Here is a 24,670-nt window from a genome sequence, read left to right as displayed (position 1 = left end):
TCAACGCTAAAATCCGGGCGAGATGCGGAAGCCCAGCTCCCAGGTGGTGTCGCGACGCTGGAAGGGGCGGGCGTAGTAGGCCTCCAGCAGAAAGTTGCCCAGGATGTTGAAGCGGGCGGCCACGCCGGTGCTCACCACCGGAATCGTGGTGTCGGCGCTGTCCGTGTCGAAGGTGAAATCCGGGCCTTGGTCGTTCGTCCACGTGACGCCCGCGTCCACGAATGGGGCCAGGGTGGTGGGCAGGTACTGGAACGGGATCAGGCTGAGGCGCTCCGGCCCCAGGAGGGGAATCCGAACCTCGGCCCGTGTCGTGAGGGCGCGGGTGCCGAAGAGCCGGTCGATCTCGGCGCACTGCGACGTCGTCGAGGCGTCGGACACCCGGGTGCAGCCGCCGTTTTCGCGAATGCCGTTCGCGATGCTCTGGACGCTGTAGCCGCGCACGAAGCCCTGGCTGTACGAATCCCCAATGTACTCGTTGCCGACGCCGAATTCATCGTCGAACGTGGCCCCGTAATTGCCAACGTGGAGTGCCTGGAGGGCGAACGTAAACGGCTCCGCGTAAAAGTAGCGGCGCAGGTCGGCGCGGGCCGTTACGAAATTCTGCGAGCCGAGGGTGGGAGACACCTCCAGCCGCCACCGCCCGCCCTGCAGCGGCCCCGTGAGGCCGTTCGTCGTGAAGTCGCGCACGTACGCTGCGCTCCCGCTCGCGAGGTACTTCGGATCCCGGTCCCCGAAGGCCTCCTCGATCTGATCGGTCGTGTTGTCGCCGACGAGGCCCGCCGTGCGCACGTTCGTTCCGAAGCCGTAGCGCGTCCCGGAGACGGAGAATTCGAGGCGCCGCGTTTGGCTGAGGGGGTAGGAGGCCCGCCCGGCCGCAGACGTGATGAAGGCCCGCTGCACCACGCTCGCAACGCCGGTCAGCCGTCCCGACTCATCGCTGACCGGGACGGTGTTTGCGGAAAAGACGAGCGGGGTGTGGCTGAGAGAGCCGCCCCAGTTGAGCTGGTTGCGCTGGTTCATGTACGACACCCCGCCCCCGATGTCGCGGAAGGAGCCCTGGGCCTGCACGGCAATCCCGAGGGTCTGGTGCCCCAGCATGTCGCCAAATCGGAGCCCGATGCCGCCGGCCAGCCCGCCCCCGAACGGCCCGCCGACGGAGACCCCGATGCCACTGGCCCGTGAGATGGACTCCAGAGACAGCGTCGGGTCGTAATCTTCGGCCTCGTAGTCCGTGGACGCATCCGGAAGGCCGGTCTCGGAATCGCGGAGGTTCGCCGCGACGAGGCCGTCAGTGGGAGCCGTAGGAGAGGGCAAGAGACCGGCGGTGCGCAACGTGTCGGCGGCGGGGCCGGTCGCTCCGTCGTCTGTCGTGTCGGCCCCTGGCGCCCGCCCGCTCTTCCCCGATGAGGCCGCGCGAGCTGTGGGGGGGCGGAGGCGGGTGCCCTGCACCGCACTGGCGGGACGACGGACCCCGGTGTAGTTGCCGTCGGCAAAGACCGACATCACCATGTCGCCGTTCTGGGCGGCCACGGACAGGGCCGGGGAGCGGGCCGTGATGCCGCTTACGCCCGTCTTGAGGCGGGTCACACGAAAGCGCGCCCCGCTCGACAGGTCCATGCGGTACACGTCCTTGAATCCATCTTGGTCGCTGATGAAGTAGAGGCTCTGCCCATCCGGTGCGAACTGCGGATTGTGGTGCAGGGCGTCGCCGAACGGCTCGCGCACTGTGATCTCCCCACTCGACACGTCGACCAGTCCCAGATCCATGTTCGACGACGGGGCCAGCGTTCCGAAGTCCGTCTCCGCGCGGTCCGTCGCAAAGGCGAGGGTCTCACCGTCCGGGGCCCACGTCGGCTGGAGGTCCGCGTAGCGGTCGTCGGTAAGCTGCCGCACCGACTCCGTCTCCAGGTCCAGCACATAGAGGTCGCTGATGCCGCCGTCCGTGCCCGCGAAAGCGAGCGTTGATCCATCCGGGGACCACGCCGGGTTCTTCATCGACGTGACGCCGTCGACCGAGAAGCTCTGCTCGATCTCTTCCTCGACGATGTTCCAGATCGTAATCTGGTTGTCCCCGTCCTCGAAGCTGACGAAGGCGAGGCGGCGGCCGTCGGGCGACCAGGTGCCGGCCGAGTCGATAAAGCGCAGTGCGTTGAAGTGCCCGGTCATGCCGGCCTGATCCAGCTCCGCAATCACCTCTCCGGTTTTGGCATCCGCCACGTACAGGTTAAAGGAGAACAGCTCCCGCTCCGAGATGAAGGCCACGTAGCGCCCGTCCGGGCTGAGCGAAGGGGCAATGTTGATGCGCCCGCCATTCGTCTCCGGGGCGAGCACCGTCTGGCCGGCGGAATCGGGCGGCGTGCGGTCCTCCATGAGCGGACGATAGGCATCGCGGGTGGCCCGGCCCCACTCCTTCGTCAGCGAGTCCGGCGAGACGCCGAACAGCTCCACGTAGGCGGAGTCGAGCCCCACCTGTCCGCCGCGCTTAAACAGGTCGGTGACGGCCGGGTCCCCGTACTTGCCGCCAAGGTAGGCGAGGTAGGCCTGCCCGTAGCGGTAGGGAAAGTACTCCCGCGGGTTGGACAGGTCCTCGAACGACGGCATGTCGTCCCGGCGCACCGCGTCCCGCATCCACATCGCCGTGTGCGAGTCCCGCCGGCCCACCGACAGGTACTCCGCCATGCCCTCGATGAGCCACGTCGGCAGGTTCTGAAGCTGAATGCCGAGGCTGTCCTGGTTCAGGCCCAGGTCAAACTGGAACGAGTGCACCAGCTCGTGGCCCAGCACGTGGTCCGTCTCTCCGTACGACGCTGAGAGGGGCATCACGACGCGCTCCCGCAGCGGCTCGGTGAGCCCGCCGGTGCCCTGGCTGATGGGCTGCGGCGTCACGTTGGTCTGCTGGAAGTCCGCGTCGTTGGCGTAAAAGATGATCGGCTTCTTCTCGTCGAAGCGGTGCAGGAAGAGCTCTGTATGGCGGTCGTACCAGCGCTCGGCCATCCGGGCGGCGTCGCGCACGGCCCGCTCTTCCTCCGGGTAGAAATGGAAGACGAAGTGCTCCGTCTCCAGGGTCCGAAAGTCGAACCGGTCGTACTGGACTTTATTCTGCCCGAAGTACTGCGCCTGGGCACTCGGCGCGCCGACGGGCAAGAGGCCACCAAAAAGGACCGCGAGGACGGAGGCAATCAGGGCAGAAGATCGCATGGCGGATGGGGGAAGGTGTGACAGAGCGACCGTGTGGACTTCTTCGGGGGGGAGGAAAGAACAAACGTGGGCGGCCAGAGCAGTATTATGGGGACGGTCGGGGCGGCACATCGTTACGGGAAGGCCTCGTGGGCCCCCGGAGAGGCGGCGTGGATGGCCGACCTCCTGGCGTGGCTGCCCGCCTGGACAGCCGTACTTGTGATGGGGGGACGACCCTCGATGTTCGCCCGTTGCGGGCGGACCGGAAGCTCGAATCGGTCCTCTCGGTCTTCGACGGACTCGATGTGGGGGAGTCGTTCGTGCTCGTGGACGACGTGGACCCTGGAGAGATGTCTCTGCGAATCGAGCAGGTGCGGCCAGGAGAGGTCCGGTGGAGGGCGCTCACGAAGGGGCCCCGTGTGTGGTGTGTGCGCGTCGAGCGGGGCCCGGCCGCGGCGTAGAGACAGGTGCTCAAAGGGGACGTGGGGGAACCCCCCACCCAGTCGTTCAAGTGGGCAGGGTTGTGGACGGAAGCGCTGAGTAGTACCATAATTGTGAGAAATGCGGTACGTATGCCCGCCGGAGCCACGCGAGCTGCGTCCCTTCGCTGTTCTCCCGAACTGTGTGCCTGCTTCTCATGCCGACCGATGAACCCGAGGCCTCGACCGGGGGGGGCACGACGGACGAAGCGTCGGGGAAGGCCCGAGACCTTCCCCTCGACGAGTTCCAGCCCTACGGGACCCTTGCGGTCACGGGGGCATACTTCGTCCTCCTGCTCGTGCTGTACGCGCTGCTGTACTTTGTCGAGTTCGCCACGCATGCCCCTCACATCATTGAGTAAGTCCTGATCGACCATGCACGTCCATCGTTTTGAAAAGCTCTGGATCGGGCTTTCCCTCGTCCTGATCGCCGCCTTCATCGGCATCGTGCTCTTCGGGTTCACGGTAATGGACCTGAAGGTGCCCGGTGTGGAGACGGGGGAGACGGTCGATCCCGCGACCGTCCTGTCGGAGGGGCCGTTTGCCCAGCCGGGGGTGCGGAAGATCAGCGACGACCACTATGAGGTCTACATGCTCGCCCAGCAGTTCCTCTTTCGACCGGGAAGCGCCCAGCCCCTGACCCTGCCGGCCAGGACCAAGATTACGTTTCACATGACGAGTCCGGACGTCATGCACGGGTTCGAAGTGCCGGGAAGCGGCCTGAACACGACGGTCATTCCGGGGCAGGTTGCGACCCTCACGACCCGGTTCCCGGAGGCGAAAACCTACGGCGTCCTCTGCCACCAGTACTGTGGCTCGGCCCACCACAACATGCAGGCTGAAATTGAGGTCGTCCCCCCATCCGAGTTTGATGAGAGCAACTTGATAGCACAATGACGTTTGTCGACCACTACCCGAAAGCGGCGCGTATCGTCAAGGCCAACCTGATCGTGGCGTTCGTGGCCCTCGGCATTGGGGGCTTCTTCGGGCTCATTCAGGCCCTACACCGCACGGATGTCTTCCGGGGCTTCGTGTCCTCGGTGCAATACTACGATGTGCTCACGGGCCACGGTGTCCTGTTGGGCCTCGTGTTCACCACCTTCTTCATCACGGGGCTGTACCAGTGGGGCGTGACGCGCACCCTGGAGCGCGAGCCGGAGAGCTCTGCGTTCTCGTGGACATGGTTCTGGATGATGGTGGGGGGGACGACCATGACGGCCACGGCCATCCTCGGCGGGCTCGTGCCGGGCAGTGGAATGAGCGCGGCGGTCCTCTACACGTTCTATCCGCCGCTACAGGCCCATCCGCTCTTCTATATCGGCGCGGCGCTCCTCATCGTCGGCTCCTGGCTGGCCGGGGCTGACTGGTTCTGGACGTACCGCAAGTGGCGGGCCGACAACCCCGACGCCCGCATCCCGCTACAGACCTACATGGTCATCTTCACGTGGCTCATGTGGTACCTCTGCTCGCTGGGCGTGGCGCTGGAGGTGGTGGTGCTTCTCATCCCGTGGTCGCTCGGGGTCGTCGAGAAGATTGACCCACTGTTGCCCCGCACGCTCTTCTGGTACTTCGGGCACGCGGTGGTCTACTTCTGGCTGCTGCCGGCCTACTTCGTGTGGTACACCATTTTGCCGAAGCTCTCGGGGGGGCGCCTCTTCAGCGATCCGCTGGCCCGAATTGTGTTCATCTTCTTCCTGCTCCTGTCCACCCCCATCGGCTACCACCACCAGTATGCGGACCCGGGCATCACCCTGGTCTACAAGATGTGGGCGCTCATCATGACGCTTGTCATCCTGCTGCCGAGCCTCATGACAGCCTTTACGGTGATCTCTTCGATGGAGCACGGGGCCCGGCAGCGGGGGGGCAGTGGCTACTTTGCCTGGATGGGGGCGCTGCCGTGGGGGCAGCCCGCGTTCGTGGGGTGTGCGCTGGCGGGCATCATGTTCGCCGCGGGCGGCTTCAGTGGCATGATCAACGCCTCGCTCAACATCGACATGCTGGTGCACAACACGGCCTGGATTCCCGGCCACTTCCACCTCACGGTGGGCACGGCGGTGGCCCTCACGTTCATGGCCATCACCTACTGGCTGCTGCCGCAGCTGACCGGGAAGGCGCTCAAGTTCAAAAATCTCGCCCTGGCCCAGCCCTACACGTGGTTCATCGGGATGACGCTGATGTCCAATGCGCTCCACCGGCAGGGCCTGGCGGGCGTGCCGCGCCGTGTGGCGGAGCCCCAGTATGCGGGCATCGACTACGAGGTGCCGTTCGGCACGATGGCGGAGATGGACTGGCAGGTGGCCATCGGGGGTACCATCCTCTTCGTCTCGATGGTTCTCTTTCTCGTGGTGATCGGGGGCACGTGGTGGAAGGGGGCTCCGGCCACCGACGTGGACGACGTGATCCCGCCCGCCCTCTCCGGCCCAGAGCACTCGCCAAAGATCCTGGACAACCTGACGCTGTGGATGGGCGTGGCCGTGGTGCTGGTCCTCATCGCCTACTCGCTGCCACTGGCCGAGATGGTCATGGATGGGCTCTTCTCCCCCGGCGCCTTCCCGGCGCCGATGTAGGCGCTGTAGGCGCGCGTGAGCGCTGAGGAGGAGACGCCCGTTACTTCTGGAGAAGAGAGGGCGGGGGCCGAGGCGTGGAGTCGCCCCATCCAGTAGCACCCGCGACGATTCCTGGTCCCCTATTCGATGAGTTCCACTTCTCCCAAGCCAGACGATGCTTCGTCCCCGTCTGCTCCCGACGAGGCCGATGCAGCCAGTCCCTGGGTGGTGCGCCTCTTTCTCATCCTCGCGTTCGGGCTGGCGTTCGGGATTGAGGGGATGACCCTGGTCCGCGGCTACCTGCTGAGCGGAGAGGACGAGGCGGCACCGGTTGCCGCGGAGCAAGAGGGCGCGGGTGCGCCGAGCGCCCGGTCCGACGGCCCCCTCCGGGTCGGGGACGACCTCCTGCCGGCCACCGCCGTGACGGAGCGTGTGGCGGAGATGCAGATCCGGGCCCACTCGTCGGGGCCCTGGACCTTCCACCTCGCCATCGCGGTGGACAACCGCACAGGGGCTCCCTACCGCCTCACCCTGCGGGCCCTGGAGACGGACGACGGCACGGTGCTCGACGATGTGCAGACGGCCGCATGGCCCGCTGGCGACTCGACGCAGCTTAGGGCCGCCTGGCCGATGGGGGCCAACGCCCGCCCGCAGTCCCTCACCGCCGAGGCGGAGCTGCAGCACGACGGCGATTCCACTCGCACCGTGCGCCGGCGCATTTCGTTCGGGCACGTGCCGGTGCAGATGGAGCGCTAGTGGGTGTGGCGCACGCGGGAAAGAGGGGCGAGAGAAAAAGATAGATGCGCCCGTTCGCCGTCTGCGGTCCGCCGACGATCGACACTACACCGGCCACTCCTGTTGATTCCAGGCCTGGTCCCAGAACATCCACTCGTAGCGGACGCTGGTGGTGAAGGCCGTCTTGGCCCGGGTGCGGGCGGCTGTGTCGGCGGCGTCGGCAAACCGCTGCAGGAGTTCGAGCAGGTTGTCCATGTACTCGTTGAACTCGGGGTCGCGGTACATGGCGAGCCACTCGGCGTAGGGGTGGTCCTCAGGAATCTCGCCCATCTCGCGCTCCAGCCGCTGGCCGAGCTCGACGTAGAGCCAGGGGCAGGGGGTGAGGGCGGCCGTGCCCTCCACGAGCGTGCCGCGCTGGGCCCGCTCGATCATGTGGTTCTGGTAGGCGCGGTTGTTTGGGGTCAGCTGGAGCTGGCGGATGTCCTCCGGCCCGTACCCGAGCGCCTCGCCGTAGCCTTCGTGGAGCTCCCCCTCGACGACGATCGCGAGGCGGGCCGCGTCGATGAACCAGAGCGTGTCGTCCGGATCTGTGCAGCGGGTGGAGAGGAGGGAAGCGGCGTCCGCAAAGGCCTCCAGGTAGCGCGCGTCCTGCATCTGATAAAACCCGAAGGTGTCCGAGTCCAGCGTGCCCTCGGCGAGAGCGTGGACGAACGGGTGGTCGAAGGCCGCCGTCCACGTTTCGTCGGCGTGGTCCAGGCAGGCCTTCGCAAAGGGCGGGAGTGAGAAGGCGCGGGCGTCGAGGGGAGCAGTCAGGTCCATGGGCGTGGCTTCGCAAAGGGAGGAGGGACGAAACGGGCGCGAAGCCAGGGGCGCCGAGGCCCAGGGACGGACGGGAGAGACGTGTGCTTTCCTGCGCCGGCATGACCCGGATCAGGTTCGGAGGGACTCTCTCAGCCCGGCCGCCGTGCGGCGCCGAACACCCCTAGCTTCGTTTCAAACGATACGCAAGAGAGCGGAAAGCGTCGACCCTATTGGTGAAAACCGGTGGGGGGTTTCGAAGAACTTTCCACAACCCTTTTCTCTGGAGGATCTGGGGACGTGTCACGAGTCCTGGGCCGGAGACTCCGTTGCGGGAAACCGCACGGTGAAGCAGCTGCCTTCTCCCTTGGCGGTCTCGACCGCGATGGTGCCGCCCATCTGCTCGGTTGCCTGCTTGGTCACGGCCAGGCCGAGGCCCGTGCCCTCGTACGTCCGTCCGGGGCCTTCCGACTCCTGGCGGAACGGCTCGAAGAGCTCCGGCACGCGGTCCGGATCCATGCCGACGCCGGTGTCCTCGACCTCCAGGACCACATCGCTTCCCTCGCTGCCGGCCCGGACGTGGACCGCGCCGCCCGCCTCGGTGTACTTCAGCGCGTTGGAGATCAGGTTCTGCAGGACGATCCGCAGGCCCCCCTCGTCCACGCAGGCCCAGAGCGGAGTGTCGGGTATTTCTGCCCGTAGGTCAATGTCTTCGGTGTGGCCCTGGGGCTCAAACAGGTCGGCGGCCCCCCGCACCTCCTCCGTGAGGTTGAGGGGGAGGCAGTCGAGTTTCATCTCGCCCGCCTCCAGTCGCGAGAGATTGAGCACCGCATCGAGCGTCCCCAGTAGACGGTGGCCACTTTCTTCGATGAGGGTGGCAAACTGATGCAGAGTGGCAACGGAAGAGTCCTCCGGTGTGGAGTGCTCCGATAGAGGTGCGACCTCGTCCCCAATGACCTCGGCGAATCCGATGATGGACGTCAGTGGGGTGCGAATTTCGTGACTCATGTTCGCGAGGAAGGCACTCTTCATCCGGTTCAGGCGCTCGGCCTCCTCTTTGGCGGAGACGAGCTCCCCTTCGTATTCGAGGCGGTCGAGCACGAGGGCGGCGTAGGTCGACAGGATTTCGACCAGGCGGCGGTCGAAGTCCTCGATGGCCCCGGTTTCCAGGGCCGCGACGGAGATGGCGCCGTGCGTCCCGATGGGGACGACGATGGTGGCCCGCACCGCTTCGTGGTGAAAGGAGTCGTCGACGGCACGCACGTCGTCGAAGGCCGTCGTGTGCCCGTCCCGAAATGTCGCGGCCACCACGTTCTCGCTCGCGATCCCGACGGACGACGGTTCGGGGAGGTGGTCGGACGCGTTCGGCGAGGTCTGGATCGGGACGAGCCGGTCGTTCTTGCGGAAACGAACGGTGACAACGGGGTCCCCAAACACCTCGTTGACGAGATCGACAATGCAGCGGCCCACCGCGGCCTTGTTCTCGGCACGAAGCACCTGGCTCGTGGTGGTGTAAAGGGCCTCCACCTTTTCCCGTCGCTCTTGGAGGATCTCCTCGCGACGCTTCCGCTCTGTGATGTCGGTGGCGACCCCGATGATGCGTTCGAGCCGTCCGTTCTCGTCGTATACCCCCGCGGCCCGGTCGTGAACCCACCGCACGGCGCCATCGGGCTGGACGATCCGATACGTCTCTTCGTAGGCGTCCGGGTCTTCGCGCTGGGTGTGCAGGGCTGCCTGAACGCGTTTGCGGTCGGCCGGATGAATCGCCTCCACCACGGCATTTGGGTGATCCTGTAGCTGGTCGATCGGGCGGCCCCAGATCTCCTCGTAGGCGTCGCTGATAAACTCAATCTCCGACTTGTCCGCCGGGCTCACCCACACCACGTCCGTGATGTTCTCACGGAGCTGCTCCAGCAGGCGGCCCCGCTCGCGGAGTTCACGTTCCCTTGCCTTCCGTTCGGTAATGTCGGTATAGATGGCATATCCTTCCGTCGGGCCCGGCCCGTCATCCCGGAGAGTCACCTGGACCCGAAAGTCTCGGACGCCGTCGGTCGTCTCGCGTCGCACCTCCCGGTCCACCGGCTCGCCGGCCAGCAGCCGGCGACGCGTCGAGTCCGCCTCGTCCCGCGCATCGGGCGGCACGATGTGGGCCTGGAGGTCCTCGATCCGACTCTGCTCTTCGCCGACCCCGAAGATCGCCTCAAACGTATCGTTGACGGTCTGGACCTGGAGGCGGCCCGCCTCGTCGGGCCGGCCGTGCACGACCGGCGTGGGCAGGTTGTGGAAGAGCGTTTCGAATCGGTCGCGCTCGGCCTTCATGGCTTGCACGGCCTCCTTCCGATCGGTAATGTCGAGAAGCACTCCATTGAAGAGAGTCTCGTCCTCCCTGCGCTCGGGCACCGCAGAACAGAGCAGCCAGATGCGTGTGCCGTCGGGCCGGTCGAACGGCATTTCGATGCGGGCGGGGCGGTGCTCAGTGATCGCCTCTCTCGTGCTGGCCACGTACCGCTCGCGGTACTCGGGCGGGAGGCACTGCACGAACCGGTCGTAAAACCCGTCCGGGTTGGAAGAGAGCCCCAGAACGGACTCGGCCTTCTCCCCGACGAAGTGGTACCCCCATTCCCCATTGGGGCGGGCGTAAAACTGGTAGGGCACGCCCGGCAGGCTGTTGGCGAGCCCGCGCAGCCGGGCCTCCTTCTCGTGGAGGGCGTTTTCAGCCCGCTTGGGCCCGGTAATGTCCCGCCCCGTCGCCATGAACTGTCGGGCCCCGTCGACGACGAGACATCGGACGTCTACGTCCACCGGGAACGTCGATCCATCTTTTCGCCGGTACCGGCCTTCTCGTTGATGCTGATCGCCAGGGGCCATGGTGGCCCATCGGTCGCGAGTCGCTTCCGGGTCCAGCGAGACGTCGAGCTCCCACATGCACATATCGGTGAGAGCGTCCGTGCCGTGCCCGGTCATTTCGCAGAGCCGCGGATTGGGCGAGAGAAGCCGTCCCTCGGCGTCGTGGAAGGCAATCATGTCGGGCGTTTCCTCAAACAGCGCCTCGAGACGGGGCGAGGCCTGCGACGACCGGTTGTTGTGCTGGCGGCGCTCCAGCGTCTGTTCTACGGCCTGCACGAGGAGGGCGAGCGCCGCGGCGTCCGACTCGTCGAAGGGCGGCTGCTGTGGAGCCTGGTCCACGAGGCAAAGGGTGCCGTACAGGGTCCCCTGTGCGACTACCTTCATCCCGAGATACGCGGACAACTGAGGCCCCTCGTGTGCGGGGGCGTCGCGCCAGCCCCGCTCCGGCGCGTTTGCGACGGCGAGGACGTCGTTGCGCACAATCACGTGCCGACAGAAGGCCTGTCCCAAGGGCGTGGTATCGCCCTTCGTGACAGCAGGGTGTGGCCCGCTCACCTCTACGACCTCGTGCGTCGATGCGGTCGCGTCGACGCGAGCGAGATACCCAAGTTCGACGCCGAGCCATTCGGTCCCGAGCCGAAGGAGGGCGCGCAGTGTTTCGGCGGGCCGCCGCGTCTCGTCGGTCCGGAGCTTGCGGAGACGGGCCCGACAGGCCCGGTTGGAAGGTGTGGCCGCCAGGGCCTCGCCGTTTCCGTGTACGGAAAAGAACGTCCCTGAAGGCTGGCCGAAGTCTTCCATACGGGGATAGGGTGCTATGTCGAGGTACAACTGTTTCCGCTCCGTGTCCTCGTACTGATCATCAGGCCCCTAAGATGTGAGACGGGCCTTCCTGAGAGAGATAAATGTGCTTCAAATAGATGTATACCCACACCTTGTTAAAATTTTGTCGGAGATAAACGTTCCGAGGCGTGCAGGCCAGCTACGTTTCGTCCGCCCCAGGGAGGTTCCAAATGGCCCCATCAGGGCCTGCGTTGAACACCGACGTGGGTCCGATGGTCGCGGTGTGTCCCCAGCTGCCGTGGATGTGGCCACAGACCGTCAGGAGGGGCGCTGTCGCTTCGACGGCCTCGCGCACTGCGACGCTCCCCAGCGACTGGCCTTTCGAGTCACGATCGACGGCGTTCTTGGGGGGCGAGTGGGAGACGAGCACGGCGCCGTCCGGGCAGTCGGCCAGGAGCCGACGGGCCTCTTCCTCGCTGAAGTCGTAGCTCCAGGGCCCGAACGGCGTCACCGGAATGCCGCCCCCAATCCCGAAAAACGGCTGGCCGTCGATTGTGACGCCGGTGCCATGGAGCACGTGGGCCTCGGGCCAGCCGATCGCGGACAGCTGCCCGGCGATCTCGTCCTCCGTCTCAGCGTTGCCCGGCACGAGGACCGTCGGCGTGGTGATGGCGGACAGGACGTCGAGTGGGGCCTGGAGATTCTGGCGCATCTGGCAGAAATCCCCGGCGCCCACGACGACGTCCGCCTCGGACGAGCGGTCCACGAGCTCGCGGCAGGCGTCGAGGTCGCCGTGCACGTCGCTGAAGAGAAGAAGCTTCATGTTTGAGGCGGGCGTTGGGGACAGGGCGTCTGGCGGTGTGCGCTGTGCGTCGTGTCGCGATGCCGAGCCCCCTGTGTCGTCGTGTGGGAACGCCCGTCAGGGGGTGTCCCGATCGGCGGAGTGGGCCGGGACTGGCAGGGGGCGGGCGGAGTTGCCGACGACGCCGAGGCTGCTGGCGGCCATGGCGAGGGCGGCGAAGAGGGGATTGATGAGGCCGGCCAGGGCGAGTGGAATGGCCACGGCGTTGTAGAGAAACGCCCAGGCCAGGTTCTGTCGGATGCGGCGCCGTGCGGCCTGGGCCAGGGAGAACACCGTCGAGACATGGGTCAGGTCGCCGCGCAGGATCACCACGTCGGCGGAGTCGGCGGCGAGGGCCGTGGGGCCGAAGGCGACGCCCACATCGGCCTCGGCGAGGGCGGGGGCGTCGTTGCTGCCGTCCCCGATCATGGCGACGGCCCCGTCGTCGCGCAGGCCGCGGACGAGGTCCGACTTCTCGGCGGGCTGCACCTCGGCGATCACGCGGTCGATGGCGTCGTGGGTGCGGAGCGGACGGGCCGCCGCGGCGCTGTCCCCGGTGAGGACCACGACCTCGCGCTCACTGCCCCGGAGCGCCGCCAGGACGTCGAGGCCCTCGTCCCGCAGCGTGTCCCCCACCACGATGAGGCCCTCCACCGCGCCGTCCCATCCCACGGCGACGGGCACCTGTGCATTTTGCTGGGCCGCCTCCGCCCGCTCGACCAGCTGGGTGCCCATGTCCAGTCCTTCCGCGGCGAGCCACTCGGGGTGCCCCACGCGCACACGGTCCCCGTCGATCCGACCCTCTACGCCCCGGGGGTGGCTGCGCACGTCGGTGGCCACGATGGGGGCGCCGTCGCCGGCGGGGACCGCCTCTCCGTTTTCCACGATGGCGCGGGCGACCGGGTGGGCGGCGTGCTGTTCCACGGCCCGGGCGCGCCGCCACGTCGTCGCGTCGGCGACGGCGTCGACCACCTGCATGGCGCCGGTCGTAAGGGTGCCCGTCTTGTCCACCGCCAGCGTATCGATGTCTGGGGCCGTTTCGAAGAGCGACACGTCCCGGATGACGATGCCGTGCTCCAGGGCGGTGCGCAGCCCCGAGGCCACGGCGAGGGGCGTGGCGAGGCCGAGCGCGCAGGGGCACGAGACGATCAGGACGGACAGCCCCGTGAGCAGGGCCGTCGTGGCGGAGGTTCCACTGATCCACTGCCCCCCGAACGCGACGGCCGCCAGCACCAGCACGAGCGGCACGAACACCGCCGCGATGCGGTCGGCCACGCGCTGGGCCCCGGGGTGGCTCGACTGGATGTTCCACATGAGGTGGACGAGGCGGTCGAGCGTGCTCTCGGCGGCGTCGCCCACCTCGATGGTGAGGGCGTTGTTGGTCACCACCGCGCCCCCAATCACGTCGTCGCCCTCCGTGCGCGTCACGGGCAGCGACTCGCCGGTCACCAGCGACTCGTCCACCGCGGCGCGGCCCTCCGCCACGGTGCCGTCCACCGGGATGCGCTCCCCGGCCCGCACCTGCACCCGGTCGCCCGGCATCAGGGCGTCGACCGCAACGGTCTCCGTCCCGCCGCCCTCGGTGGTGCGCCGTGCCTCGTCCACCTGCTCGCGGGTGAGCGTGCTCAGCAGATCGGTCGCGCGGCGCTTGACCTGATCCTCGTAGTAGTGGCCCAGCGAGACGGCCATGATGATGACAACCGTGACGTCGAAATAGACGTCCGTCTGTCCCGTGAGCACGGCCCCGGTGCTGTAGAGGTAGGCGCTCACGGCGGCCAGGCCCACGAGCAGGTCCATGTTGGGCTGGAGCACGCGCAGGCTGACCGCGGCGCCCCGCAGCGTGGGCCAGCCGGTCACGAAGAGGACGAAGGTGGTAAACGCCCACACGTTCGTCAGGATGTACGTCCCACCGTCCGCGCCGAGGTCGACGAGGCCTTCGCCGCCGAGATGAACGGGGTAGAGCAGGACGATGTACACGGCCATCACCATCATGCCGAAGAAGCCGCCGAAGATGAGACGGGCGGCGGTGTTCTGGTCGGCGGCCTCGTCCGCCGGCGCCTCCAGGTGCGCCTCGTAGCCGGCCTGGCTGAGGAGGGCCGGCAGGTCCGATTCGTCATGCCGGGACGGGTCGTACGCCACCTTTGCCATGTCGGAGGCGTAGCTCGCCTCCGCCTCGTGGATGCCGTCCGTCGACGCGGCGACCGTCTCGATAAAGTCCTCGCAGCTGGTGCAGTGCATGCCCCGAACGTGGAGGAAGGCGGTCTCCGTCTCGGCCCCGTGTGCCTCGTGGTTGTGATTGTGGCCGTCGCCGTGGTGGCAGCAGCCCTCGTGCTCCGCCTCGTCGGCGACGCGGTGCGCCTCCAGGCAGCCGGAGCAGCAGAACACGCCGTCCACGTCGTCGGCCGTGACGGGGGCGTCGGTCGGGGCGTCGCAGTAGGTGCAGGCGGGCATGGGAAAAAGTAAAAGGGTGAACAATTTGACCGTATATGCAACGCCGGTGGCCCCCTCTCGATTCGCCTGCGTCACAGAGGAATCGTAGGAGCCTGGACCCGTTGCCTGTAGATCGAGGAGAGCAGGCTGAGCCGCTCAACATTCCCTCTCGGTCCTGGTAAAGAAAAATCCTACATTGGATTATTGTTTTTTCATATTATTGCCTTCGGCGTTCCGTCGCAAAAGCCATCAAAGATTTGTCCCATGAGTCCCTCGTTTCCCGAAGGGTCCCCTGAAGAGGTCGATCAGGTTCCACAGTCCTCCTCCGTGCCCACTGCGACCCGTGAAGAGCCGGACTTCCCCGTTGTCGGCATCGGTGCTTCGGCCGGGGGCGTCGAGGCGCTCCGCCGCTTCTTCCGTCATCTTCCCGGCGAGGAAAGCCTTTCGGGCGAGGGGGGCATGGCCTTCGTCGTCGTGCTGCACCTCTCGCCCGACCACGAGAGCAACCTCACCGAGATCCTCCAGCACGAGACGGACCTGCCAGTGCAGGCGGCTACGGACGAATGTCCCCTGGAGCGGGGTCACGTCTACGTCATTCCGCCCCAGCACGAGATGCGAGTGGACGAGGCGACGCTTCGGCTGTCGGACCGCTCGTTGAACCACCGGCCCGACACCATCGACGCCCTGCTGGGGTCTCTGGCGGAGGACTACCAGGGCCAAGCCATCGGCATCATTCTGTCGGGCACCGGAGCGGACGGGACCCTCGGCCTCCGCTCGGTGAAGACCTACGGGGGCATTGCCATGGTCCAAGAGCCGGCCGACGCCGAGCACAAGGAGATGCCGCGCAACGCGCTGGACGCGGGGGTCATCGACCTCGTGGCCCCTGCGGATGAGCTCGCGGAGCGCCTGGTGGCCTACCGGCAGAATGCCGATGCCATTCAGCTTCCGGAGTCCGAGGAGGCCCTCCCCACAGGCGATCAGACCACCCTCCAGAAGATTTTCACAGAGCTGCAGGCCCACACCGGGCACGACTTCAGCCACTACAAGCGGTCGTCCGTGCTACGGCGGCTCGAACGCCGGCTTCAGGTCACCAACGTGGAGACCCTCGGTGCCTATCTCCAGGTTCTTCAGGACCAGCCGGGGGAGGCCCGGGCCCTCTACAAGGAACTGCTCATCAGCGTCACGCGGTTTTTCCGGACGCCGGAGGCCTTCGAGACGCTTGCCGGCACCATCATTCCGTCGCTGTTCGACGGTAAATCTTCCGACGAAGAGGTTCGCGTATGGGTGGCCGGGTGTGCCACGGGGGAGGAGGCCTACTCCCTCGCCATGCTGCTCCGCGAGCACGCCCGCACGCTCGACGTGCCGCCCGAGCTTCAAGTCTTTGCCACCGACGTCGACCCCGAGGGCCTCGACACGGCCCGGACGGGGGTCTATCCGCCCACCATCGAGGCCGACGTGTCGGAGCCCCGCCTCGATCGGTTCTTTCTGCGCGAGGACAATCAGTACCGCGTGACCCGGTCGCTGCGCAACTCGGTGGTCTTCGCCGAGCACGACCTGACCCAAGACCCGCCCTTTTCGAACCTGGACCTGGTGTGCTGCCGGAACCTGCTCATTTATCTCGACCAGGAGATGCAGGAGCACGTCTTCCGGCTCTTTCACTATGCCCTGAACGACGACGGCGTTCTGTTCCTCGGGCCGTCGGAGGCGATCGGGCCGGCCCAGTCGCTCTTTTCGGTGACCGATGAGACGCGGAGCATTCTGAAGAGAACGACCGGGGCCGACGGCAATCGGCCCATGCCCCTCTTCCCCCCCTCGGAGACCGTGGTGGAGCCGAGCCCGCAGCCCACGACCTCTCGGGCCGCGGGGCAGGACCTGGCGGGCCTCCACCAGCGCCTGCTGAAGAAACAGATGGCGAGCGTCATCGTCGACGAGACCCACGAAATTGTCCACCTCACGGAGCGCGCCGGGGCATTCTTGCAGCAGGAGGGCGGGACGCCCACCCACAATCTCCTCGACAAGGCGGCCCCGTCGCTGCGGTTGGAACTGCGAAGTGCCCTGTACCAGGCGTTCCAGAAGGGCGAGACGACCGAGCGGACTCTCCCGATGTCCGGCTCGGCCGGCGCGCCGGGGCCTGTTCGCGTGCAGGTAGATCCCGTCGACGATCCCGACCGGAGCCGCTCCCTCGTGCAGGTGCGCTTCGAGGAGGTCGACGGGCCTTCGCCGGCCCTGGCGGAGGATGAGGCAGATCCGGAGCTGGAGGCCGGGCCGACGACGCGGGAGTGGGACCTCGAGGAGGAGCTGGAGGACACGAAGGAGCAGCTCCAAGTGACGACCGAGAAGTACGAGACGGTCACCGAGGAGATGGAAACGGCCAACGAGGAGCTCATGTCGATGAACGAGGAGCTGCAGGCCAAGAACGAAGAGCTCCAGACCAGCAAGGAGCAGCTGCAGTCTGTCAACGAGGAGCTGACGACCACCAACCAGCAGCTCAACGCGAAGGTAGAGGCGCTAGACCGGGCCAAAAACGATCTCCAGAACCTGATGGAGGCGACGGAGGTGGCGACCCTGTTCCTGGGTCGGGACCTGGAAATCCGGCGCTACACCCCACCGATCACGGACATCTACGGCCTCCGGGAGTCGGATGTGGGACGCCCGATCACCGACTTCACCCCCAAGATTCAATGCGACTCGCTGGTGGACGATGCCAAGCGCGTGTTGGGCGACCAGACGCCGATCGAGCGCGAGGTGCGGGGTGAAGAGGGCCTTTCCGTCGAGGAGGGCCGAGCGTGGTACCTGATGCGTCTCCGGCCGTACCGCAGCCCGATGGAGGACGTGGACGGGGTGGTGGTGACCTTCGTGGACATCACTGCCCAGAAGCACGCCGCCGAGAGCCTCCGGGAGGAGCGCGACCTCGTGTCGGCCCTCGTCGACACCGCCGGCGCGCTGATCGTGGTGCTGAGTGAAGACGGGTCCATCGTCCGCTTCAACACCGCGTGTGAGCAGGAGATGGGCTACGCGGCTGCGACAGCGGAGGGGGAAGACCTGCGTGACCTCCTCGTGGCCCCGACCGACCGAGACGCCGTGACGGAGCACCTGACGGCACTCCGGAACGGAGCCACCGAGCGGGTGGACGTGGAGATGGAGTGGATCACTGAGGGCGACCAACTCCGCATCATCCGGGGGTCCATTACGGCCCTGGCGCGGCCCGACGGAGCGGTGCGCCACTTCATCGTGACCGGTACCGACGTCACGGAGCACCGCGAGCTCGAACGTGAAATCATCGAGATCAGCGACCGGGAGCGCCACCGCATCGGGGCAGACCTGCACGACGTGATCAGCTCGGGGCTGACGGGCGTGACGATGCGCGCGGAGACCCTTGCCCACAAGCTCGAAGAAGAAGAGACTGCGGTGGAAGCGGAAGACCTCCACACCATCACGGAGAAAACCAAAGAGGCCGCCGACCAGATTCGGTCCCTCTCCCATATGCTTGTCCCCAAGGCGCTCCAGAACGGTCACCTAGCGGGGGCCCTCGTTAATCTGGTGGAGGACGAGGAAGACTTCTCGGGCCTCACGTGCGACTTTGTGGGCGACGAGACGGAGATGCGCCTAGATGACGAGAGCGCCGCGATGAACCTCTACCGCATCGCCCACGAGGCGGTGGCCAATGCCCGGGAGCACGCCGACCCCACCCGCATTGCGGTCGACCTGCGACGGGAGGACTCGGATCTCGTCCTCACGGTTCGCGATGACGGGGTGGGGTGGGACGAAGACGACCCGCCCGATGATGGGCTGGGTCTCCACCTCATGCGCTACCGGGCGAACCTCATCGGCGCCTCGCTTGCCCTCGCCACCCGCAACGGGGAGACGGCGGTGGAGTGCCGCCTGCCGCTCTCGTAGTGGTGGCCCCGGGTGAGCGAGCAGCGAGATTCCATCAGGGGCGATGTCGCAGGCGACTGAGGATGCCCCCAACCCGTGAACGTTGGGTAGCATTGCAGGCCTGCGGGCGCGTGTCTTCGGCGTGTGCCCACCTCGGATGACCGCTTCTCGGCGTTCTTCGGCGGTCTGCCGTCCGTCGACTGCGGTTTTCGCACATGAAGGTGGCTGCGTCCGCGCTCAACGCACAGTGTTGAAGTGTGACCGAGTGTTGACGGAGGAAAGGGGCGTGGAGACGGTTCACTTCACGGAGAGGGGAAGGTCCGAAACGCGGAGGCAGTCCGTGTGGGAAGTCTCGCCGTTCAGAGAGGAGCCTCGCGCTTCGGTCAAACTCCCAATCTAACCCAAGAGCATGGGGGCATAGACGCTGGAAAATCGCGGCGCAGGCAGCCGTTCACCATCGATGTCCACACGACCCCGGCTCTCGTAGACAGGGACCCCCCCACAACCTCATCCTGGCTTCACGCCGTGGGCTTGGGCGGAGCCCACGTGCTTTGTAGGTTGGCTTCGCAATAGTGTCGTCTCTCCTCCGATTCCCAGTCGCCACGATGACCTGGTGGGAAGCATTGCTCCTCGGCCTCATCCAGGGCCTCACCGAGTTCATTCCCGTCTCTTCCTCCGGCCACCTCGTGTTGGGGCAGTACCTGCTGGGGCTCGACACGGGGACCGCCGATGTGACGTTCGAGGTGTTTGTTCACTTCGGCACCGTGCTCAGCATTCTCACCGTGTACTGGGACGAGGTGGCGGAGCTTCTCTGGGAGGCCTGGGCCGGGCTGCGGGCGCCGAGCGCCGTTCCTACGCGCTACGCCGAGAACGACACCTTCCGCCTCGGCGTCTTCATCCTCGTCACGCTCGTGCCCACCGGGGTGGCGTATGTGCTCTTTCGGGAGCCGCTGGAGCAGGCGTTTAACAGTCCCTGGCTCACGAGTGCGATGCTGCTGGTGACGGGCGTCCTGCTCCTGCTCACGCGGATCGGGCCGCGCCCGGACGGGGGTCTGAGCGGCATCAAGGCGGTCATCGTGGGGGGGGCGCAGTCGTTTGCCATGATCCCGGGCATCTCACGGTCGGGCGCCACGATCTGCACGGCCCTCTACCAGAATGTCGAGCCGGAGCGGGCGGCGAATTTTTCGTTTCTGATGCTGCTGCCGGTGGTCCTCGGGGCCACCTTTCTCAAGGGCCTAGAGCTTGCGGAGCAGGGCCTCGGGACGGCAGGAGTGCCCCTTTTGCTGGGCACCGTGGCGGCGTACGGGTCCGGCATCGGGGCCATCTACGTGGTGCTCGACGTGGTGCGGCGGGGGAATCTGCAGTACTTTGCCTACTACTGCTTCCTCGTCGGCGGGGTGGGGCTGTGGCTGCTCTAGGAGGGTATGAGAGAAGGGAGGAGAGGGAACGGGCAAGAGCGTCTCGCTGTCGTGTCGGTAGGGTCTGAAGTATGGCGTCTTCGAACGTGTCGTCTGTGCTCGTGGAGCGGAGCCCGGTGTACTACGGGTGGGTGGTGCTCAGCATCTCAACCCTCGGGATGGCAGCCACGCTGCCGGGACAGACGGCGGGCATCTCGCTCTTCATCGACGCGTTCATCGAGGACCTGGGGCTGTCCCGGTCGGTCGTCTCGTGGCTCTACACCGCCGCGACGGTGATTGGCTCCCTCGCCCTGCCGCTCGCGGGGCGGCTTCTGGACCGCTACGGCCCGCGCCGGGTGGCCGTCGCCCTCATTGCCCTGCTGGCGATAAGCTGTGTGGGGATGCGCTGGGTAAGCGGCTGGGTCGGCGTGTTCGTGGGGTTCATGTGCCTGCGGGGCTTTGGGCAGGGGGCGCTCAGTCTCGTTAACAACCACGCGGTGAACCTGTGGTTTGAGCGCCGCCGCGGGCTGGCGGTGGGCGTGCTGGGGGTCGGCATGGCCGGGGCCACGGCCCTCTTCCCGCCCCTCATGGAAATGGGGCTGCAGGCCTATGGGTGGCAGACGACGTATCTGATCATGGGCGGGCTTCTGGTGGTGATCATGCTGCCGCTCGGGGCGCTCCTCTACCGCGATGCCCCGGAGCGCTACGGCCTCTCGCCCGATCCGCCTGTTGCGTCCCCCAACCAGGAGATGGCCTCCGGTGCGGCCTCCTCGAAGACGACCGGTGCCGAAGACGCGGCGATTCGGGGCGTTCGCCCGGCGGTGGCCTACCGGACGTGGACGTTTTGGCTCTTCACGGGGGCGGGCGTCTGTACGGCCGGCTTCGGGACGGGCCTCCTCTTTCACCACTTCTCGATCCTGGAAGAGGTGGGCGTGGCGCGCGGCCGGGCCGCGCAGTTCTTCGTCCCGCTCGGCGTCGTGACGGGCCTTCTCAACGTGGGCACGGGGTGGCTCGTGGACCGCTATCCGCCGCGCCTCCTGCTCGCGGGGCAGCTGACGCTCTTCGGCGCGATGATGGCGCTCTTGCCGGCGGTCGACACGACGGCGGAGGTGTGGGCGTACGGCGGCGTCTTTGGGGTCGCGCAGGGCATGCAGGGGGCGCTCCTCGGGAGCGCCTACGCCTACTACTTCGGGCGGGCGCACCACGGCACCATCCGCGGCCTGGCCAACACGGTCTTTATCGGCGGCACGGCCATCGGCCCGGCGGTGCTGGCGCTGGGGCCGGATTTTCTGGGCGGCTTTGCGCCGATCCTGTGGATCGTCACGCCGATTCCGCTCGTGCTGGCCCTCGCCGCGCTCGTGGGGTGGGGGATGGACTGGGACGCGGGGGTCCTGGAACGCGGAGAAGAGGGGTAAGGGGGAGAGGGGGCTCCTCGAACATCGTTCAGGAGAAAGCGCTGGTGTAGATGCGCCGGTGATGGAGGGGGCTGATTCGTAACAATCGCCGTGCTCCTCTCGTCCCCCCTGAGGTACTCCACGGAGGGGCTCCTGCATCTTTTCAGGGCGCCTCCCGTTATAGGAGCAGCTAGCCTCTCTTCCCCCCTATGTCCAACGCTATGCGACTCACCGACGACGAAAAGGCCGTTCGCCGCGAGATTGAAGAGTGGCAGCACGCGGACGCCTCCGTGGCGTCGCAGGCCATGGACTGGGCCATGCGGCCGGTGGACTGGGCCGTGGAGCAGGTCGTGTCGCCCGACCAGATGGACCAGGTGACCGAGCGGATCGAGCAGTTCTTGTCCACCCTCAGCGACGCGTCGGAGTGGACCCACGCGTCCGAGGATATCCTGTCCGCCGCCGAGGACCGGGGCCTGCCTGCCGAGGCCGTTCAGGACCTGCGCAACCGTCCCATCGACGACCTCGACGCGCTGGCCCGCAGCCGCTTCCGGCAAAACACCATTCTCGCGGCCCTGGGGGGCGGCGGAACGGGGCTCGCCGGCACGGCCTTCGTCGCCGCCGACATTCCGCTCCTCTTCACCATCAACCTGCGCCTGATCCAGCAGATTGCGGCCAGCTACGGCTTTTCGCTGGAGGGGCCCATGTTTCGACCGCTGGTGCTGTCGGTCTTCAATGTCGCCGCGTCCGGGGGGCGGGAGGCCCGCAACGAGGCGCTGCGCGAGGTGAGCGTCGCCGCGGCCGCGTTTGCCGACGACCTCGACTACGCGGGGCGCGTGTCCGGCACCTTCCGCGACCAGAACCGGCACCTCCCGCGCGAGATTGCGAAGACGCTCCTGGAGCGCAAGCTGGGACAGACGGTTCCGTTGGCGGGAGCGGCCGTGGGGGCGGGCGTCAACTACTGGTTCACGACCCAGACCGCCGAGTCGGCCTTCATGTGCACCCGGGCGCTGTATCTGGACTGGAAGGAACGACGATAGGAGTGGGAGCGTGGAGAAATGGGCGAAAGGGGGAGAACCATCATTCATGCCCCCATTCTCCCACGCACCCATTCCCCTACGCTCGTGCTTGTAGCAATAGTAGGACGGCCGAACGTCGGCAAGTCCACCCTTTTCAATTGCCTCACCGGCTCGCGCCAGGCCATCGTCGAGGACACGCCCGGTGTTACGCGCGACCGCGTCTACGGGGAGGCCGAGTGGCAGGGCCACACCGTCCCCCTCGTCGACACCGGCGGCTACGTCCCGCGCTCGGACGACCCCTACGAGCGGGCGATCCGCGAGCAGGCCGAGATTGCGCTGGAGGACGCCGACGTGATCCTCTTCGTGGTGGACGTGACGACCGGCACCACGGAGATGGACACAGAGATTGCGGCCATACTCCGCCCGACCGAAACGCCCGTGATGGTCGTCGCCAACAAGGCCGACAACGAGGAGCGTGAGTGGGCGGCGAGCGAGTTTTATCAGTTCGGCCTTGGGGAGGTCTTTCCCGTGAGCAGCACCAACAAGCGGGGCGTCGACGACATGATGGCCGCGCTCGTCGACGCGCTTCCGGGCACCGAGGCGGAGGCGGATACGGATCGGGTGCGCGTCTCACTCGTGGGCAAGCCCAATGCGGGCAAGTCGTCGCTCGTGAATGCCACGCTGGGGTTCGACCGTGCCATCGTCACCGAGACGCCCGGCACCACGCGCGACACGGTGCAGTCCGTGGTGCAGTATGAGGGACGCGACCTGATGCTCGTGGACACGGCCGGCATGCAGAAACGCTCCAAGGTTGAGGGCGTGGACTTCTACGCTACCGTTCGCAGCGAGCGGGCCATCCGGGCGGGGGACGTGTGCGTGCTCGTCCTCGACGCGACCGAGGAGCTGCACAAGCAGGACCTGAGTGTGCTCTCGGAGGTCAACGAGCACAAGAAGGGCATGGTGGTGGCCGTCAACAAGTGGGACCTCGTCCCCAAAGACGACGGGACGATGAAGCAGTACACAAAGTACCTTCGGCAGTACCTCGGTACGCTCGACCATGTGCCCCTCGTGTACGTGTCGGCCGTCACCAAGCAGCGGGTGTACAAGCTGCTCGACACGGCCCTGGAAGTGGCGGAGGAGCGGGAGAGGCGCGTGCAGACGAGTGATCTGAACGACGTGGTCCAGGCGGCCCTCGACGAAAAGCACCCTCCGACCACGAGCAGTGGGGCATTCGTGAACATCACCTATGCCACGCAAGTGCGCACGGCCCCGCCCGTGTTCGTCTTCTTCGCCAACCACCCCGAGGGCATCCGCACGGACTACAAGCGGTATCTGGAGGGCACGCTGCGGGACGCGCTCGGGTTTGAAGGCGTGCCGCTGACGCTGGTCTTCAAGGAGAAGTAAGCGCCGGCACCCGTCGTGGCCACGAGCCCTTTCGGAATTGGGGAGAGATCGCGCTTATTGTTGCGGGTTCGTCATGGACACCTGCGGGGCTTGATCTGTAGATAACGTGTATTCATCGTCACTCCTGCGCATGTGCGGCCGCCAAGACCGGCGCCGCAGAGGCCACGATCCGCATGGGATCCACCGATTTGAGCGATCTGAAGGACCGGTCCGAACGGATCCGGCTGGGCCGCAAGGTGCGCGCCTACCTTGTGCACCTGTTTACGGCGTCGGGGGTGGCGTTCGCGTTTCTGGCCATGCGGGAGGTCGTGCGGGTGGATCTGGACCCGCGATGGGTCTTCGGGTGGCTCACGCTGGCGGTCTTCATCGATGCGGCCGACGGGCCCCTGGCCCGCCTCTGGGACGTAAAGCTCTACGCCTCCCGCATTCTCGGCCGGACCATTGACCTGATCGTCGACTACCTGACGTTTACGTTCATCCCCCTCATTCTGGTGTGGCGGATGGACTGGCTGCCGGGGTGGGACGGCCTGTGGGTCACGCTTGCGATGGTGGCCAGCCTCCTCGGGTTCGCCAACACCGCGGCGAAGCAGAGCGAAGAGGGCTTCTTCCTCGGCTTTCCGTCGTACTGGAACGTCGTGGCGTACTACGTGGGCCTGCTCGCCGTCGAGTACGGCGTCGTCGGGGCCTACATGTCGCTGGGGTCGGTGCTTGCGCTCACGGTCCTCACGCTGGTGCCGGTCCGGTTTGTCTACCCGAATGCGGCTCCGTCCCCGTGGCGCGCCATCGTTACGGTGGGGGGGCTCGCGTGGCTCGGGCTGTTGCTGGCGCTGCTGCCCACCTTTCCCGAGCTGCCGGCGTGGGGGGGCGACTGGGTGCTGTGGGTGTCGTTCCTCTATCCGGCCTTCTACTTTGGCCTCTCCGGCTGGCTGGACTGGGAGAGCACGTAGGTC

General features: G+C 66.7%; 16 protein-coding genes and 1 riboswitch. Of the genes, 11 read left to right on the top strand and 5 right to left on the bottom strand.

What is annotated here, in order from left to right; genetic code table 11:
• Positions 1–6: 6 nt before the first annotated feature.
• On the bottom strand, positions 7–3,198 hold the full coding sequence (locus B7R93_RS05100; RefSeq protein ID WP_103019733.1) for a basic secretory protein-like protein: 3,192 nt from the start codon (positions 3,196–3,198) through the stop codon (positions 7–9).
• Between the two features lie 170 nt (positions 3,199–3,368).
• Between B7R93_RS05100 and B7R93_RS15460 the strand changes: the two genes are divergently transcribed.
• The 5 genes from B7R93_RS15460 (at position 3,369) to B7R93_RS05075 (ending at position 6,958) form a co-directional block, all read left to right on the top strand.
• Positions 3,369–3,638 (top strand): DUF2249 domain-containing protein, encoded by a 270-nt coding sequence (locus B7R93_RS15460; RefSeq protein WP_198598585.1) that lies wholly within the window; start codon positions 3,369–3,371, stop codon positions 3,636–3,638.
• A 176-nt stretch (positions 3,639–3,814) separates the two neighbouring features.
• Positions 3,815–4,018: a cytochrome oxidase gene (locus tag B7R93_RS05090; protein ID WP_103019731.1), complete on the top strand. Its 204-nt coding sequence runs from the start codon at positions 3,815–3,817 to the stop codon at positions 4,016–4,018.
• 13 nt (positions 4,019–4,031) lie between these two features.
• Positions 4,032–4,553, top strand: coding sequence for a cytochrome c oxidase subunit II (locus B7R93_RS05085; RefSeq protein WP_103019730.1), 522 nt, complete (start codon positions 4,032–4,034; stop codon positions 4,551–4,553).
• On the top strand, positions 4,550–6,223 hold the full coding sequence (locus tag B7R93_RS05080; protein WP_103019729.1) for a b(o/a)3-type cytochrome-c oxidase subunit 1: 1,674 nt from the start codon (positions 4,550–4,552) through the stop codon (positions 6,221–6,223). Before B7R93_RS05085 ends, B7R93_RS05080 begins: the two co-directional genes overlap by 4 nt.
• A gap of 126 nt (positions 6,224–6,349) precedes the next feature.
• Positions 6,350–6,958, top strand: a complete 609-nt coding sequence (locus B7R93_RS05075; RefSeq protein ID WP_232798039.1) for a hypothetical protein — start codon at positions 6,350–6,352, stop codon at positions 6,956–6,958.
• A gap of 84 nt (positions 6,959–7,042) precedes the next feature.
• Here the strand turns inward: B7R93_RS05075 and tenA are convergent, their stop codons facing one another.
• The 4 genes from tenA to B7R93_RS05055 all read right to left on the bottom strand — a co-directional run bounded on the left by tenA (position 7,043) and on the right by B7R93_RS05055 (position 14,654).
• Positions 7,043–7,756 carry a thiaminase II gene (gene tenA / locus B7R93_RS05070; protein WP_103019728.1) on the bottom strand — a complete coding sequence of 238 codons (714 nt, stop codon included), beginning with the start codon at positions 7,754–7,756 and terminating at the stop codon, positions 7,043–7,045.
• A gap of 71 nt (positions 7,757–7,827) precedes the next feature.
• Positions 7,828–7,931, bottom strand: a riboswitch (TPP riboswitch).
• Positions 7,932–8,038: 107 nt separating this feature from the next.
• Complete coding sequence (locus B7R93_RS05065) at positions 8,039–11,380, bottom strand: PAS domain S-box protein (protein ID WP_103019727.1); 3,342 nt, start codon at positions 11,378–11,380, stop codon at positions 8,039–8,041.
• A gap of 181 nt (positions 11,381–11,561) precedes the next feature.
• Positions 11,562–12,185, bottom strand: coding sequence for a metallophosphoesterase family protein (locus tag B7R93_RS05060; protein ID WP_103019726.1), 624 nt, complete (start codon positions 12,183–12,185; stop codon positions 11,562–11,564).
• A 96-nt stretch (positions 12,186–12,281) separates the two neighbouring features.
• On the bottom strand, positions 12,282–14,654 hold the full coding sequence (locus tag B7R93_RS05055) for a heavy metal translocating P-type ATPase (RefSeq protein WP_103019725.1): 2,373 nt from the start codon (positions 14,652–14,654) through the stop codon (positions 12,282–12,284).
• A 243-nt stretch (positions 14,655–14,897) separates the two neighbouring features.
• Between B7R93_RS05055 and B7R93_RS05050 the strand changes: the two genes are divergently transcribed.
• From B7R93_RS05050 to B7R93_RS05025, 6 genes are all read left to right on the top strand, one after another.
• Positions 14,898–18,530, top strand: a complete 3,633-nt coding sequence (locus tag B7R93_RS05050) for a CheR family methyltransferase (RefSeq protein WP_103019724.1) — start codon at positions 14,898–14,900, stop codon at positions 18,528–18,530.
• A gap of 584 nt (positions 18,531–19,114) precedes the next feature.
• On the top strand, positions 19,115–19,927 hold the full coding sequence (locus B7R93_RS05045) for an undecaprenyl-diphosphate phosphatase (RefSeq protein ID WP_103019723.1): 813 nt from the start codon (positions 19,115–19,117) through the stop codon (positions 19,925–19,927).
• A 71-nt stretch (positions 19,928–19,998) separates the two neighbouring features.
• Positions 19,999–21,321: an MFS transporter gene (locus B7R93_RS05040; RefSeq protein WP_103019722.1), complete on the top strand. Its 1,323-nt coding sequence runs from the start codon at positions 19,999–20,001 to the stop codon at positions 21,319–21,321.
• Positions 21,322–21,521: 200 nt separating this feature from the next.
• The gene (locus B7R93_RS05035) at positions 21,522–22,337 is read left to right on the top strand and encodes an EcsC family protein (protein ID WP_232798038.1); all 816 of its coding nucleotides are present in this window, start codon (positions 21,522–21,524) and stop codon (positions 22,335–22,337) included.
• Positions 22,338–22,421: 84 nt separating this feature from the next.
• The gene (der, locus tag B7R93_RS05030; RefSeq protein WP_103027150.1) at positions 22,422–23,720 is read left to right on the top strand and encodes a ribosome biogenesis GTPase Der; all 1,299 of its coding nucleotides are present in this window, start codon (positions 22,422–22,424) and stop codon (positions 23,718–23,720) included.
• 173 nt (positions 23,721–23,893) lie between these two features.
• A complete protein-coding gene (locus B7R93_RS05025; protein ID WP_103019720.1) occupies positions 23,894–24,667 on the top strand; it encodes a CDP-alcohol phosphatidyltransferase family protein in 774 nt (257 codons plus the stop codon).
• Positions 24,668–24,670: the final 3 nt, after the last annotated feature.

The organism is Salinibacter altiplanensis, from assembly GCF_002894645.1.
Classification (GTDB): domain Bacteria; phylum Bacteroidota; class Rhodothermia; order Rhodothermales; family Salinibacteraceae; genus Salinibacter; species Salinibacter altiplanensis.
Note: the sequence above shows the minus strand (reverse complement) of the source record. Positions and strands in the feature narration are given on the sequence as shown.

What these genes read in the sequence shown, in the direction of transcription:
- B7R93_RS05100 (WP_103019733.1), bottom strand. Translation starts at nt 3,198, where the DNA reads ATGCGATCTTCTGCCCTGATTGCCTCCGTCCTCGCGGTCCTTTTTGGT.
- B7R93_RS05090 (WP_103019731.1), top strand. Translation starts at nt 3,815, where the DNA reads ATGCCGACCGATGAACCCGAGGCCTCGACCGGGGGGGGCACGACGGAC.
- B7R93_RS05085 (WP_103019730.1), top strand. Translation starts at nt 4,032, where the DNA reads ATGCACGTCCATCGTTTTGAAAAGCTCTGGATCGGGCTTTCCCTCGTC.
- B7R93_RS05080 (WP_103019729.1), top strand. Translation starts at nt 4,550, where the DNA reads ATGACGTTTGTCGACCACTACCCGAAAGCGGCGCGTATCGTCAAGGCC.
- B7R93_RS05075 (WP_232798039.1), top strand. Translation starts at nt 6,350, where the DNA reads ATGAGTTCCACTTCTCCCAAGCCAGACGATGCTTCGTCCCCGTCTGCT.
- tenA (WP_103019728.1), bottom strand. Translation starts at nt 7,756, where the DNA reads ATGGACCTGACTGCTCCCCTCGACGCCCGCGCCTTCTCACTCCCGCCC.
- B7R93_RS05065 (WP_103019727.1), bottom strand. Translation starts at nt 11,380, where the DNA reads ATGGAAGACTTCGGCCAGCCTTCAGGGACGTTCTTTTCCGTACACGGA.
- B7R93_RS05060 (WP_103019726.1), bottom strand. Translation starts at nt 12,185, where the DNA reads ATGAAGCTTCTTCTCTTCAGCGACGTGCACGGCGACCTCGACGCCTGC.
- B7R93_RS05055 (WP_103019725.1), bottom strand. Translation starts at nt 14,654, where the DNA reads ATGCCCGCCTGCACCTACTGCGACGCCCCGACCGACGCCCCCGTCACG.
- B7R93_RS05050 (WP_103019724.1), top strand. Translation starts at nt 14,898, where the DNA reads ATGAGTCCCTCGTTTCCCGAAGGGTCCCCTGAAGAGGTCGATCAGGTT.
- B7R93_RS05045 (WP_103019723.1), top strand. Translation starts at nt 19,115, where the DNA reads ATGACCTGGTGGGAAGCATTGCTCCTCGGCCTCATCCAGGGCCTCACC.
- B7R93_RS05040 (WP_103019722.1), top strand. Translation starts at nt 19,999, where the DNA reads ATGGCGTCTTCGAACGTGTCGTCTGTGCTCGTGGAGCGGAGCCCGGTG.
- B7R93_RS05035 (WP_232798038.1), top strand. Translation starts at nt 21,522, where the DNA reads ATGCGACTCACCGACGACGAAAAGGCCGTTCGCCGCGAGATTGAAGAG.
- B7R93_RS05025 (WP_103019720.1), top strand. Translation starts at nt 23,894, where the DNA reads ATGGGATCCACCGATTTGAGCGATCTGAAGGACCGGTCCGAACGGATC.